This is a genomic window from Sulfitobacter sp. 1A13421 (assembly GCF_043557285.1).
Lineage (GTDB): Bacteria > Pseudomonadota > Alphaproteobacteria > Rhodobacterales > Rhodobacteraceae > Sulfitobacter > Sulfitobacter faviae.
The window spans coordinates 185,972-199,606 of the sequence record NZ_JBIFFQ010000002.1 but is presented as its reverse complement, the minus strand read 5'-3'; the positions used below and the strand labels follow the sequence as shown (position 1 = coordinate 199,606).

At 62.0% G+C, this 13,635-nt stretch carries 10 protein-coding genes; all 10 read right to left on the bottom strand.

What is annotated here, in order from left to right; genetic code table 11:
• Positions 1–4: 4 nt before the first annotated feature.
• Entirely contained in the window at positions 5–1,615 is a 1,611-nt protein-coding gene (gene ccoN / locus ACGYLI_RS04690) for a cytochrome-c oxidase, cbb3-type subunit I (RefSeq protein WP_394417534.1), read from the bottom strand.
• Between the two features lie 117 nt (positions 1,616–1,732).
• On the bottom strand, positions 1,733–4,180 hold the full coding sequence (locus ACGYLI_RS04685; RefSeq protein WP_394417531.1) for an FAD-dependent oxidoreductase: 2,448 nt from the start codon (positions 4,178–4,180) through the stop codon (positions 1,733–1,735).
• Position 4,181: 1 nt separating this feature from the next.
• Positions 4,182–6,644 carry an FAD-dependent oxidoreductase gene (locus ACGYLI_RS04680; protein ID WP_394417528.1) on the bottom strand — a complete coding sequence of 821 codons (2,463 nt, stop codon included), beginning with the start codon at positions 6,642–6,644 and terminating at the stop codon, positions 4,182–4,184.
• Positions 6,645–6,733: 89 nt separating this feature from the next.
• A complete protein-coding gene (locus tag ACGYLI_RS04675; RefSeq protein ID WP_394417525.1) occupies positions 6,734–7,321 on the bottom strand; it encodes a helix-turn-helix domain-containing protein in 588 nt (195 codons plus the stop codon).
• Between the two features lie 92 nt (positions 7,322–7,413).
• A complete protein-coding gene (locus tag ACGYLI_RS04670) occupies positions 7,414–8,679 on the bottom strand; it encodes an ABC transporter permease subunit (RefSeq protein WP_322329701.1) in 1,266 nt (421 codons plus the stop codon).
• Positions 8,679–9,482: a taurine ABC transporter ATP-binding protein gene (locus tag ACGYLI_RS04665; RefSeq protein ID WP_067266249.1), complete on the bottom strand. Its 804-nt coding sequence runs from the start codon at positions 9,480–9,482 to the stop codon at positions 8,679–8,681. The genes ACGYLI_RS04670 and ACGYLI_RS04665 overlap by 1 nt, the downstream gene beginning before the upstream one ends.
• Positions 9,483–9,585: 103 nt before the next feature.
• Positions 9,586–10,578 (bottom strand): ABC transporter substrate-binding protein, encoded by a 993-nt coding sequence (locus ACGYLI_RS04660; protein ID WP_394417522.1) that lies wholly within the window; start codon positions 10,576–10,578, stop codon positions 9,586–9,588.
• Between the two features lie 412 nt (positions 10,579–10,990).
• Positions 10,991–11,767 (bottom strand): MetQ/NlpA family ABC transporter substrate-binding protein, encoded by a 777-nt coding sequence (locus tag ACGYLI_RS04655; RefSeq protein ID WP_394417519.1) that lies wholly within the window; start codon positions 11,765–11,767, stop codon positions 10,991–10,993.
• 41 nt (positions 11,768–11,808) lie between these two features.
• Positions 11,809–12,483, bottom strand: a complete 675-nt coding sequence (locus ACGYLI_RS04650) for a methionine ABC transporter permease (protein WP_394417516.1) — start codon at positions 12,481–12,483, stop codon at positions 11,809–11,811.
• On the bottom strand, positions 12,473–13,534 hold the full coding sequence (locus ACGYLI_RS04645) for a methionine ABC transporter ATP-binding protein (RefSeq protein WP_394417513.1): 1,062 nt from the start codon (positions 13,532–13,534) through the stop codon (positions 12,473–12,475). The genes ACGYLI_RS04650 and ACGYLI_RS04645 overlap by 11 nt, the downstream gene beginning before the upstream one ends.
• Positions 13,535–13,635 lie beyond the last annotated feature (101 nt).

Genomic DNA, 13,635 nt, shown 5'->3' with positions numbered 1-13,635 from the left:
GATCTTACTCCGCTGGCAGGGCGACGGTGACGGGGCGGGCTTGCGGGGCGCGGATGGTCATCCACATGTTCCAGACCATCACCGCACCGCCCGCGAGGTAGAGCACCCCGCCCAGACCACGGACCACATACATCAGGAATTTCGCTTCGACGGTGTCGGCAAAGCTGTTAACGAGGAAGCCATTGGCATCGACCTCACGCCACATCAGCCCCTCCATGATGCCCGAGACCCACATCGACGCGGCGTAGAGCACGATCCCGAGGGTCGCGAGCCAGAAGTGCAGGTTGATCGCCGCCATGGAGTGCATCTGCGCCCGGCCCCAGAGCCGCGGGGTCAGGAAGTAGAGCGCGCCAAAGGTGATCAGCCCGTTCCAGCCAAGCGCGCCGGAATGCACATGTCCGATGGTCCAGTCGGTGTAGTGGCTAAGGCTGTTCACCGCGCGGATCGACATCATCGGCCCCTCGAAGGTGGACATGCCGTAGAAGGCGAGCGAGGCGACAAACATGCGGATGATCGGATCGGTGCGGATCTTGTCCCACGCGCCTTCGAGCGTCATCAGCCCGTTGATCATGCCGCCCCAGCTTGGCATCCAAAGGATGATCGAGAACACCATCCCAAGCGTCGCCGCCCAATCGGGCAAAGCGGTGTAATGCAAGTGGTGCGGACCGGCCCAAATATACAGAAAGATCAGCGCCCAGAAGTGGATGATCGACAGTTTGTAGCTATAGACCGGGCGGCCCGCCTGTTTCGGCACGAAGTAATACATCATGCCAAGGAAACCCGCCGTCAGGAAGAAGCCCACCGCGTTGTGGCCGTACCACCATTGCGTCATCGCATCCTGCACGCCCGCAAAGACCTGCACCGATTTAGAGCCCCAGATCGAGACCGGGATGGCGAGGTTATTGACCACATGCAGCATCGCCACGGTGATGATGAAGGCCAGAAAGAACCAGTTGGCGACATAGATATGCCGCTCACGCCGCTTCAGGATCGTGCCGAAGAAGACGGCGAGGTAGACCAGCCAGACGATGGTGAGCCAGATGTCGACGTACCATTCCGGCTCGGCATATTCTTTGGACTGGGTCGCCCCCAGCAGATAGCCCGTGGCCGCCAGAACGATGAAGAACTGATAGCCCCAAAAGACGAACCAAGCCGCGTTGCCACCCCAGAGCCGCGCCGAAGAGGTGCGCTGCACGATGTAGAAAGACGTGGCGATCAGGGCGTTGCCGCCAAAGGCGAAGATCACCGCGCTGGTGTGCAGCGGGCGCAGGCGGCCAAAGTTGGCATAGGGCTGCGCCCAGTCGATGTTCAGCGCCGGAAAGGCCAGTTGGAAGGCGATGAAGGTGCCCACCAGAAACCCCACCACGCCCCAAAAGGCGGTGGCGATAACGCCATAGCGAATGGGGCCATCCATATAGCCCTGCGGGACCGCAGGCGCGACCGGCGCCGCGTCCTCGACAGGCATCCGGCGCAATTGCCAGAAAAACAACCCAGCGGCCACCAACATGACCAGCAGGGCGTGAACCATATAAGCCGGATCGCGCGCCCAATCCGCCCCGAGTGCTGCAAAGAACACTATAAGCGCAAGCACGATCAACTTGAGCGTATCGAACATATTCCGAATCCCTTCATCTTTGGGAGACGGATCGCATGAGCCCCAAGCCGCCGCTTTGATCTATGTCAAAGCCGGGGCGATAAGCCTGCGAAGGGCGCGTTTTCGTAAGGCGACGGCCTAGCTTTTGGTCCGCGCCCCGCTGGGGTCATACATCGGTTTCAAACTGGCCTCGGCCTTGATCCGGCGGCCCGCCACGTCGATCTCATAGGTCGAGGCAAGCAGATCGGCGGAGCTTTCGCCCGCGCAGGGCACATAGCCCAGCCCGATCGCACCGCCTAAGTGATGGCCATAATTGCCTGAGGTGAGATACCCCACGATGGCCCCCTCCCGCAGGATCGGTTCAGCGTGGTAGAGCAGTGGCTCGGGGTCCGTCAGGCGGAATTGCAGCATCCGCAGCTTCAGCCCCTCTTCCTTTTTGCGCAGCACCGCGTCGCGGCCGATGAAGTCGGGCTGGTCGGTCTTCACCGCAAAGCCCAAGCCCGCCTCTAACACATGATCCTCGCAGGTGATGTCATGACCGAAGTGGCGAAAGCCCTTTTCGATCCGGCAACTGTCCATCGCATGCAGACCGCAAAGTTTCAGGCCGAAGGCCGCGCCCGCTTCCATCAGCGCCTCAAAAACATGACCTGCCATCTCGGCGCTGACGTAAAGCTCCCAGCCCAACTCGCCCACATAGGACACCCGATGCGCCCGGGCGAGGCCCATGCCGATCTCGATTTCGCGCGCCATGCCGAAGGGGTGCGTCTCATTCGAGAAGTCATTGGGGGAGACCGCCTGCAACACGTCCCGCGCCTTCGGCCCCATAATCGCGAGCACCGCCTCACCCGCTGTCACATCGGTGATCACCACCATCCGGTCGCCTGCATGGCGGCGCAGCCATGTCTCATCCGCAAGCCGTGTCGCTGCCGGGGTGACAACTAGATAGGCCGTCTCGCTCAGCCGGGTCACGGTGACATCCGCCTCGATCCCGCCGCGGGGGTTGAGGAACTGGGTATAGACGATCTTGCCCACCGGCACCGCCATCTGCGCGCCGCAGACGTGGTTCATGAAAGCCTCGGCCTCTGGCCCCTCGACGCGGATTTTGCCGAAAGACGACATATCGTAAAGCCCCACGCCCGCGCGGATGGCGGCATGTTCGGCGGCTTGATTGTCGAACCAATTCTGCCGGCCCCAGCCATAGCGATATTCGCGCGGCTGCCCGGGATCGGCGAACCAATTGGCCCGCTCCCAGCCTGCGAATTCGCCCATGACCGCGCCAAGCTCCAGCAGATGCACATGGAGCGGGCTGCGCCGGATGCCCCGCGCGGTGGCCTTTTGGCGGTAGGGGAAGTGATCGGCATAGAGCAGCCCCAGCGTTTCGGTCGACCGTTCCGCCAGATAGGTCTTGTTGCCCTGAAACGGCTGCATCCGCGCGATGTCCACATCGCCCAGATCAAAGGGCCTCTGCCCGTCCTCCATCCACTGCGCCAGCGCCATGCCCGCCCCGCCTGCCGATTGGATGCCGATGGAGTTGAACCCGGCGGCGACCCAGACATTGTCCATCTCGGGCGCTTGACCGAGGTGATAGGCATCGTCGGGGGTGAAACTTTCGGGACCGTTGAAAAAGGTATGAATCCCCGCCTCCGCCAGCAGCGGCAGCCGTTTGACCGCCATCTCGAGAATCGGCTCGAAATGGTCGAAATCCTCGGGCAATTGATCGAACTCGAAACTCTCGGGGATGCCGTCCAGCGCCCAAGGTTTGGCGACGGGTTCGAAGGCGCCGAGCAGGATCTTCCCCGCATCCTCTTTGTAATAGGCGTATTCATCAGGGATGCGCAGCACCGGCAACTCGTGCAAGCCCGGCACGGCCTCGGTGACGATATAGAAATGCTCACAGGCTTGCAGCGGCACGTTGCTGCCCAGCATCCGGCCCAGCTCGCGCCCCCACATGCCCGCGCAATTGATGACATGTTCGGTCTCGATCCGGCCCCTGCTGCCATCCTCCCCGGCCCAGTCCACCGCGGTGATCCGACGCCCCGCGCGGGTGACCCCTGTCGCCTTGACCCGCTCGGCCACCACCGCGCCACGCGCCCGAGCGCCCTTGGCCAAGGCCAGCGCGATATTGGCCGGATCGCCCTGCCCGTCTTTCGGCAGATAGACCGCGCCGGTCATGCCATCGGTCTGCACATGGGGGTATTTCGCGCGGACCTCTTCGGGGGTGATCTCTTCGACCTCGACGCCAAAGGCGCGGGCCATGGCGGCCTGCCGCAGGATCTCCTCGCGCCGCGCAGGCGTCAGGGCGGCGGTGATTGAGCCCACCCGCTTGAACCCGGTGGCGACCCCGGTTTCCCCCTCCAACGCGCAGTAGAGTTCTTGGGAGTATTTCGCCAGCCGCGTCATGTTCTGCGTCGCGCGCAGCTGCGCGATCAGCCCCGCCGCGTGCCATGTGGTGCCGGAGGTCAGTTGTTTGCGCTCCAGCAGTACCACATCGGTCCAGCCCAGTTTCGTCAGATGATAGGCGACCGAACAGCCGATCACGCCACCGCCGATGATCACCGCGCGGGCTTTGGAAGGCAGCTGTCCCATCTCAGACCTCCTGCGCGCGGATGCGCGTGTTTTGGCTGTCCCAAAGCGGGGCGTCGGGCTGCACCGTGGCACGGTAGCTTTGGCCATAGATTTCGACCGTAAGTTCGGTACCCGGCACGGCAGCATCAGCCCGCAGGACGCCGAGGGCGATAGAGGCATCGACCCGGTAGCCATAGCCGCCACTGGTCACTTCACCCACTGCATCTCCGTTCAGGCGCAGCGTCGCCATCGGCGGCGCATCTTGCGGGTTGCCTTCGACCACCAGCGTCACAAAGCGGCGCTGCGGCCCTCGCGCCTGTTCTGCGATCAGCGCTGCTTTGCCGGGGAAATCCTGTGGCTTATCAAGACGCAGGAAACGGTCCAATCCGGCCTCTAACAACGTATATTCCTGCGAGAGATCTCCCTTCCACGTTCGATACCCCTTTTCCAGGCGCATGGAATTGAGCGCGAACATCCCAAAGCGCGTGGCCCCGCCCGCGATCAGCGCATCATATATCGCGGGCATGTCTTCGGGGGCCGCGTGGATCTCCCAGCCCAACTCGCCCGCGAAACAGACCCGGGCGAGCAGCGCAGGCCTGCCCTCTACCGACGCCTCTTGATGGCTGAGCCACGGCAGCGCCAGATCGGCCTCTGGCGCCAGCGATGCCAGCAGGGCGCGGGATTTCGGGCCGCATAGGATCAGGGTCGAGACTGCATCGGTGCGATCCGTCAGGCTGATCGAACCGTCTTGGGGCAGCGCATCGCGCAGCAATTCATAGTCATGCCATTGCGCGGGAGCGGCGGTGATCAGGGTGAAGTCATCCTCCGCATGGCGCAGGATCGACATCTCGGTCAGGACCCGGCCCCGGCTGTCGGGGAAATAGCCCAGCGTCATCCGCCCGACCTTGGGAAGCGCGCCTGCGATCCGCCCCCGCAGCCATTCCGCCGCCCCCGGCCCCCCAAGCGCGAAACGCGAGAACCCCGGCAGATCGAGCACGCCCGCATCGTCGCGCACCGCCACGACCTCCTCACGAACCCGCGCCGCCCACGGGCCATCCCTGTCCCATGTCTGGGTCGCGGCCTCGGCGGTGTCATCACCGGGTTTGGCGAAATAATTCGCCCGCTCCCACCCGTTGTAGGCCCCCATCTGACCGCCCGCGTCGCGCAGCCGGTCGTGCAGCGGCGACAGCTTCTTGTCGCGCCCGGCGGGCCATGCGTAATGCGGGAAATGCATCGCATATTCATGGCCATAGGTCTCAAGTGCCTTGGCGAGGGTAAAGTCGTGATCGGCATGGGCGGTGTAGCGGCGCGGGTCGACATCCCACATGTCCCACTCCGTTTCACCTTGCGTGATCCATTCGGCCATGACCTTGCCCGCGCCGCCGCCCTGCGCGATGCCAAAGGTAAAGCTATGCGCCTCGAAAGCGTTTGGCACGCCGGGCATCGGGCCCAGCATCGGCAGCCCATCGGGCGCATAGGGGATCGGCCCGTTGATCACCCGCCCCACACCGCTCTGGCCCAACAGCGGCATCCGCGCCATGGCGTCTTCGATATACCATTCCAGCCGATCCAGATCGTCGGGATAAAGCTGAAAGCTGAAATCCTCGGGCATCGGATCGTCGGGGGTGATCCAATGCGCCTTGCAGTTGCGCTCATAGGGGCCGAGGTTCAGCCCATTCTTGTCCTGCCGCAGGTAGTAGGAACTGTCTACATCGCGGACCATTGGCATCTTATGGCCCTTCTCGGCGGTCCAAGCGGCGAGTTCGGGGATTTCTTCGGTCAGGAAATACTGATGGCTCATCACCACCGCAGGCACGCGGCGGCCCCCATGGGGGCGGAACCATTCGCCGACCCGCTGCGCGTAATAGCCGGCAGCGTTGACCACCTTCTCGCAGCGGATATCGCCCTTTTCGGTATGGACGATCCATTCGCCCCCATCGCGATCTATGCCGTTGGCGGGGGTAAAGCGGTGAATTTGCCCCCCTGCCTCCCGCGCGCCTTTGGCAAGGGCTTGGGTCAGTTGTGCCGGGTCGATGTCCCCATCCAAGGGGTCCCACAACCCGCCCGCAAGGTCATGTAGCTCTATGAACGGGTTGTGTTCTTTCAATTCGGCAGGGGTGCACATCTCCATCCCCAGCCCCTGCGCGCGGGCCATGGAGGCGACATGTTCAAACTCCTGCATCCGCTCGCGGCTATGCGCGAGCCGCAGCGCCCCGGTGACATGATAATTGATCGGATAGCCGACCGTCTCACCCAAACCGCGGTACATCTCAAGCCCGTAGCGCTGCATGTTCATCACCGCCCAAGAGTTCGAGAAATTCGGACAGTTGCCCGCCGCATGCCAAGTGGAGCCTGCGGTGAGTTCATTCTTTTCCAGCAGAACGCAATCGGTCCACCCCGCGCGGGCAAGGTGGTATAGGGTCGAGACCCCAACCACCCCGCCCCCGATGATCACCACCCGTGCCGTTGTCGGAAAATCAGCCACATTTACCTCCTATCGCCATGCACCGCCAAAGGGCTGGCCAGAGACGCCCCCGGACAGTTTGTAATTGTTCGAACTGATGAAAACCCGGTTCAGTACACCGGGGGAGAGATCACCCAGACCACCACGGCGGGCGTGTCGTAGGGGTTGTCCCAAGTGTAATATTCGCCCCGAATGCGAAAGCTGTCGCCGGGGCCGACGGTAAAGCGGCGTTCCGCGATCGTGAGGTTCAACCGGCCCGAGATGACGAAGCCGACCTCTTGCGTCTCCCGCTTCACCGGCGCTTCCAGCCCCGAATAGGCCGCAAAGGTCGAATGGATCACTTCGAAACTGTCGGTCAGATCGGGCGAAAGCAGTTCTTCCGTCAGCCCGTTGGCGGCACTGCCCATGGCACGCCGCGCCCCGGCCCGCACGACATAGCCGCGTTCTTCGGGGCTTACCGCCGCTTCGCCAAAAAGCAGCGAGATCGGCACGTCCAAGACCTCGGCGATGCGACGCAGGTCGGCGATGGAGGGGGTCGAGATGTCGCGTTCGATCTGACTGACCCAGCCGACCGACCGGCCCAAAGCCTCGGCCAGATCCGTGAGAGTCAGTTTGCGCCCCTTGCGGATCGCCCGTAGGTCGGCCCCCAGAGAGCGTGGCCCCACGGCCTCCGCCCCGGGTCTTTTCGCTCGGGTCATGTGAAATTTTCCTCCATTTTTTCACTTTGGCGCGGAATTCGGCGTCTGGCAAGGGGGGGCTCCTTTCATACAGAAGGGGATTGCGGGCGGGGTTAAGACCGCCCTTTCCAAGGGACCAGCAACCGCTCAGCCTTGCGCATCAGCATGTCGATGCCGAACCCGATGATGCCGATCAGGATAATCCCCATAAGCACGATGTCGGTCAGCTGGAATTTGGAGGCGACCATGATCATCATCCCCGCCCCCTTCTCTGCCGCGACCAGTTCGGCGGCGACCACCGTGCCCCAGCAGACCCCCATCGCCACCCGCGCACCGGTAAAGATCTCGGGCAGCGAGTTCGGCACGATGACATGGCGCATGATCTGCGCCTTGGACGCGCCCAGAGAATAAGCCGCATGGACCTTGGTGATATTCACCCCCGACACGCCCGACCGTGCGGCGATGGCCATGATCCACAGCGCCGCGAGGAACAGCAGGATGATCTTGCCCACCTCGCCGATGCCGGCCCAGATGATCACCAACGGGATCAGCGCGAGCGGCGGCACGGGGCGCATGAATTCGACAATCGGATCGAACCAACCGCGGAACCAGCCGGAAAGCCCCATGGCATAGCCCAGCGGAATGCCCACCAGCGCACCAAGGGCGAACCCCACCACCACGCGGAACAGCGAATAGCCCAGATGCTCCCACAGGGTGCTGTCGCGGTAGCCTTGGCTTGAGATTTCAGCAAGGCGGGAGACCACGGCTTCGGGGGGCGGCAGCCAGATCGGCTCCATCTGCCAACCCTTGGCAGGCTCGAAATTCAGCGTGCCCTTGGGCGACATGCCCACACGGCCAAACTCGGTCTGCACCTCGCCACCGGGCGCGATCTCTTCTCCATTCACGGCGACGACCCGGTGCCCGAGATCGCGGCCCTTCTCGTCATTCTTATCAACACGCAACAGCCCCGAGCGCCAAGCGCCAATGGTGAAAGCGTCATTCTTGGCCCAGCCTTCGCCGGGATCGACCTGCGGGGTCTCGGCGTCTTCGCCCACCGGATGCACCAGCACCGTGATCGTACCATCATCGCGGGAGCCGTCATCGGCCTCAGCAGTATAGGTCAGCTCGGCCAGCCCCTCGAACGGGCCGGGCGCATGTAAAAATCGGGGCAGCAGGGACGAGCCGGTGAACGCGCCCCACAGCAAGAAGATCGTCAAGATCGAGATCACGCTGGCGGTGCGGTTCGACGTCACCGCGCTTTCGTCGCCAAAGGTTACCGTTTTACGCGCCGCGAAACCGCTGGCGGTCTGATCGACAACCAGACGGACAAGGAAAAAGGAAAGCGCAAAGATGACGATATAAATAAGCAGGATCAACATCATGCCTCCTCCGTCCGGCCCATGATCTCTTCCTCCATGTCCCAGATCATGCCGAGGATCTCCTCGCGCCTTTCGGCGAATTCCGGGTGTTTCTTGACCTCACGCAGGTCTTGCCCCACGCCCAGATCGGCAAAGGGCAAACGGTATTCGCGGTGAATGCGCCCCGGGCGCGGCGCCATGACCAAAAGCCGCTCGCCAAGCAGCAGCGCCTCTTCGACCGAATGGGTGATCAAGATGATGGTCTTGCCTGTCTCTTTCCACAGTTTTAGCACGAGGCTTTGCATCTTTTCGCGGGTCAGCGCATCCAGCGCGCCCAAGGGTTCGTCCATCAAGATCACATCGGGGTCATTCGCCAGACAGCGCGCCAGCGCCACCCGCTGCTGCATCCCGCCCGAGAGCTCATAGATCGCCTTTTCCTTGAAATCGCCCAGCCCGACGATATCAAGCAGATGGTCAACCTCGGCCCCGTACTGCTTTTCGCCCTGCCCTTTCATGCGCGGACCAAAGCTCACGTTTTCACGCACTGACATCCACTCAAAGAGCGCGCCCTGTTGAAAGACCATGCCACGCTCGGCATCCGGCCCGGTGACGCTATGGCCGTTCATCACGATCTCGCCCGAACTCGGGGCAAGGAAACCCGCCACGATATTAAGCAACGTCGTCTTGCCACAGCCCGAGGGGCCGAGGACCGACATCAACTCCCCCTCCGCAAGGTCAAGCGATACGTCCTCAAGCGCCTGCACATGACTGCCATTGGGCAGATCAAACCGCATCGACAGGTTTTCGATTTTCAATCCCGACATGCCGCCCCGCTGCATATTCGTTTATCGGCGCGCCCCATCTGCCCGGTCCCTCGCAATCAGGCACCGGGCTGCAACGGGGCGGCCTATTTTTGCGCCGCTTGGCTTACATATCGCTCGCGGCTTGCAGCGGGCCGGTGTTCACCGCGTCTTCATAGCTGTCGAGCGCACCGTCGATCGCGCCTGCTTCGACAAAGACATCGGCCACGCCTTTCATAAACTCCTGCGCGCCCCCGCCGAGCCATTTCTCACCCATTTGCTCATCGACCGAAGGGAAGGAGAAGGTCGCGATGGTTTCCATCGTGGCGTCTTCGTCCATACCGGCGTCCTTGGCGATGACGGGCAGCATCTTGTCGCGGTTGGCCTCATCCGCCCACATCGCATTTGCCTCGGCCGTCACGCTCAAGAAGGCCGCGACCGTGTCGGAGTTTTCGGCCACCCAAGAGGCCGGGCCGGAGGTCACGTCGAAGACGAGAATGCCCAACTCTTCCTTCTCCGCGCCGGTCAACAGGATATTGCCATGTTCCATCATCCGGCGCAGCGATCCACCCCAGCCGCAGGCCATATCGACCGATCCCTGTGCGATGGCCGCGGCCCCATCTGGCGGCGCCATATCCACCACGTCGAGCGATTCTACATCGACGTCGAAGTGGTTCATTTGTTTGAGAAAACCGTAATGCGCAGCCGTACCGAGCGGCACCGCGACCTTCTTGCCCGTCAGTTCCTCGGCAGAGGATTTGTCGATCTCCAGCGCCTCACGCACGACGCAATTGTCATTCTCGGAATAGCTGACCGCGACATCGAGAATTTGCAGGTCTTGCCCCGCCGAAGTGGCGACCACGAAGGGCGGCACGCCTTGGCTCAGCGACAACTGCACATCCCCCGAGGCCATCGCCGCCGACATGGCGGTGCCGGAATCGAAGCTCACCCAATTCACCGTCGTGCCGAGCGCTTCGTCATACATCCCCTCCGCCTTGGCGTATTGGAACGGCATCGGCCATTCGAGGAAATACCCAACGGTCAGATCCTGCGCGGCGGATTGACTGACCCCCAGCACAAGCAGGCTGGCGGCGGTGCCCATCAGTTTCACGGTCTTCATGATAGTCTCCCTTGGTTTGTTATGGTCGCTTCTTGCAGTCGAACTCCCGTTCACATGGATCGCGACCATCGGCCCTGTCAGACATCAGGAAGGGCAAGCCCCGGGTCATGTGAAAAAATCCCTCACGATTTCACGATACGGGCGGAATTGAACTTTTCAACAATTTTCTCACACCGCAGCGCAACATAATTTCAATGTTAAGAAATGTGCGTCGAAATGTGCCAGAACGCGCGTTGTCTGCGAGAACTACGCGGAATTTCTAAACAGAAATTTAATGGTTTTGGCTGACCGTCAGCCTCGACCCAATGATTAGGGGAGTTTTAACCAGTCGGAATGCCCCGGCACGGTCTGGGGCGCTCTTGACCCGCGCGGGCGCGGGTCAAGTCTATCAATACGCTTCTATAACAAGCGCTTACCAGGAGGTGATTACCGTGCCCTGATAGCTTTCATCGATAAAGGTTTTGATCTCATCGGAGTGATAGGCCTTGAGCAATGTCTCAACCCATGCCGCTTCCTCGTCGCCCTTGCGGACGGCGATGACGTTCACATAGGGGTTTTCGGCGCTTTCCATCGCGATGGAATCTTCCTTGGGGCTTAGGCCCGAAGCAATCGCGTAGTTGGTGTTGATCAAAGCCGCATCCAGATCGGCCAGCGAACGCGGCAGTTGCGCGGCGTCGAGTTCTTTGAAGGACAGATCTTTGGGGTTTTCGGTGATGTCGAGGACGGTCGGCACCAGACCTGCGGCCTCATCGACCTTGATCAAACCGAGTTCTTGCAGAACCAACAGCGCGCGGCCACCGTTCGTGGGATCGTTCGGGATGCCGAATGTTGAGCCTTCTTCGAGATCGGCAAGATCGGTGATCTTGTCGGAATAGACGCCCATCGGGGTGGTGATCGTGTTGCCGACCACGCTCAGCTCAAAGCCGCGGTCTTTCATCTGCGCTTCGAGGTAGGGCACGTGCTGGAAAGAGTTTGCCTGAATGTCGCCATCGGCCAGCGCTTGGTTCGGCACCACATAGTCAGAGAATTCGACCACATCGATTTCGAGGCCCATAGGCTCCGCGATGCGGGCGACTTCTTCCATGATTTCGGCATGTTCGCCGGGCGAAACGCCGACTTTAATCTCCTCGGCGGCAAGGCCAGTGGCCATCAGCGCCAGAACGGAGGTGAGTGTTGTAAGACGAAGCATAGTAGTCTCCTTAGATTGAGAGAACGGATGTAAGGCGCGGCCTATTGACCGCCACTTTTGGTGGCCCGTTTATCCACGGCGCTGGCGATACGCTCGCCAATGGACTGCACAAGCTGCACCAGAACGATGAGGATGATCACGACAATCGCCATGACGTCGGGCATAAACCTCTGATATCCATAGCGGATACCCAGATCGCCTAGGCCTTCGCCGCCCACGGCGCCGACCATGGCGGAGTAACCGATCAGGCTCACGATGGCGAGGGTCAGGCCCAGTGTGATGCCGGGCAGCGCCTCGGGCAGCAGCACCTTGCGGATGATTTGCAGCGGCGTCGCACCCATGGCGCGGGCGGCTTCGATCAGACCGGAATCGACCTCGCGGATGGCGTTTTCCACCAGCCGGGCGATGAAGGGCACCGTGGCGATGGTCAGCGGCACGATCGCCGCCGTGGTGCCGATCGAGGTGCCTGCGATCATGCGGGTGAAGGGAATGATGGCCACGACCAGAATGATGAACGGCACGGAGCGCATGGCGTTCACGACCAGCCCCAGCACCTTGTTCACCCATGGGGACGACAGCAGTTCCCCGCGCTGCGAGGTGGCCAAAAACAGCCCCAGCGGCAGCCCGAAAAGCGTACCGAGAATGGCCGAAATCGACACCATATAAAGCGTTTGACCGGTGGCTTCGATCAATAGGTTAATCAGGTTAGCCGACATAGCCCAGCGCCTCCGTCAGAAGCCCGTGTTGTTCCAAAAAGGCCCGCGCTTGGGCGGCCTGCGCCACGGGCATCGACACCAGCAGGTTGCCGAAGGGCCGCGTGCTGATCTCTTCCACCGCACCGGCAAGGATATTGACCGGAATGCCCATCTCTTGCGTCAATCGCGCCAGCATCGGATCGGTGGCATGGGTGCCCGCAAAAGTGACGCGGATGACCTCTTCGCCCCCTGCCGCGGGCGGGGTTTGGGTCAGCCGGTCTTTGACGAAGGCAGGCAGGGTGACGCCCGTCACGCCCGACAGGAAAGACCGCGTCGTCGCATGTTGCGGCGCTGTGAAGATGTCATAGGTCTCCCCATGCTCCACGATGCGGCCCGCGTCGATCACGGCCACATGGCTCGCGATGTCGCGCACCACAGCCATCTCATGGGTGATCAGCAGGATCGTCAGCCCCAGATCGCGGTTAATATCTTTCAAGAGCGCCAGAACAGTTTGCGTGGTTTCGGGGTCGAGCGCCGATGTCGCCTCATCCGAAAGCAGCACCTTCGGCCCGGTGGCCAAGGCCCGCGCGATGCCGATACGCTGTTTCTGCCCGCCCGATAGCTCTGCCGGATAGCGCCCCGCCTGCGCGCTCAGACCGACACGGTCGATCAGGTCGGCCACGCGCGGCTTGATCTGCGCGCTCGGCATTCCCGCCACTTCGAGCGGCAACGCGATATTGCCCGCCACGGTGCGTGAAGACAGCAGGTTAAAGTGTTGAAAAATCATGCCAACGTCACGGCGGATCGCGCGCAGCTTGCCGCCCTTGGCGCTGCCGACATCCTCACCCCCGACCAGCACTTTGCCGGTCGTCGGACGCTCCAACCCGTTGACCATACGCAGCAGGGTCGACTTGCCCGCCCCCGACCGCCCGATGATCCCCGTGATGGAGCCGGGTGCCACGTCGAGGGAAATCCCTTCGAGCGCGTTCACGGTCGCACCGCCCGCTTTGGTAAAGGCCTTGCCGACCTTGTCAAAGGCGATCGAGGCGCCTTCTGTAGTGATATCAGTCATTTTCCGTCCGGATCGGGGTGGGTTTCGAGTGGTGCCCCCGTAGATAGAACCCCTGCAGGCGATGCAAGGCATGATCATGCATAGCTGCATTGTTTCTCGGG

Excerpts from the sequence above, each read along its gene's own strand:
- ccoN (WP_394417534.1), bottom strand. The coding sequence starts at position 1,615 with ATGTTCGATACGCTCAAGTTGATCGTGCTTGCGCTTATAGTGTTCTTT.
- ACGYLI_RS04685 (WP_394417531.1), bottom strand. The coding sequence starts at position 4,180 with ATGGGACAGCTGCCTTCCAAAGCCCGCGCGGTGATCATCGGCGGTGGC.
- ACGYLI_RS04675 (WP_394417525.1), bottom strand. The coding sequence starts at position 7,321 with ATGACCCGAGCGAAAAGACCCGGGGCGGAGGCCGTGGGGCCACGCTCT.
- ACGYLI_RS04670 (WP_322329701.1), bottom strand. The coding sequence starts at position 8,679 with ATGTTGATCCTGCTTATTTATATCGTCATCTTTGCGCTTTCCTTTTTC.
- ACGYLI_RS04665 (WP_067266249.1), bottom strand. The coding sequence starts at position 9,482 with ATGTCGGGATTGAAAATCGAAAACCTGTCGATGCGGTTTGATCTGCCC.
- ACGYLI_RS04660 (WP_394417522.1), bottom strand. The coding sequence starts at position 10,578 with ATGAAGACCGTGAAACTGATGGGCACCGCCGCCAGCCTGCTTGTGCTG.
- ACGYLI_RS04655 (WP_394417519.1), bottom strand. The coding sequence starts at position 11,767 with ATGCTTCGTCTTACAACACTCACCTCCGTTCTGGCGCTGATGGCCACT.
- ACGYLI_RS04650 (WP_394417516.1), bottom strand. The coding sequence starts at position 12,483 with ATGTCGGCTAACCTGATTAACCTATTGATCGAAGCCACCGGTCAAACG.
- ACGYLI_RS04645 (WP_394417513.1), bottom strand. The coding sequence starts at position 13,534 with ATGACTGATATCACTACAGAAGGCGCCTCGATCGCCTTTGACAAGGTC.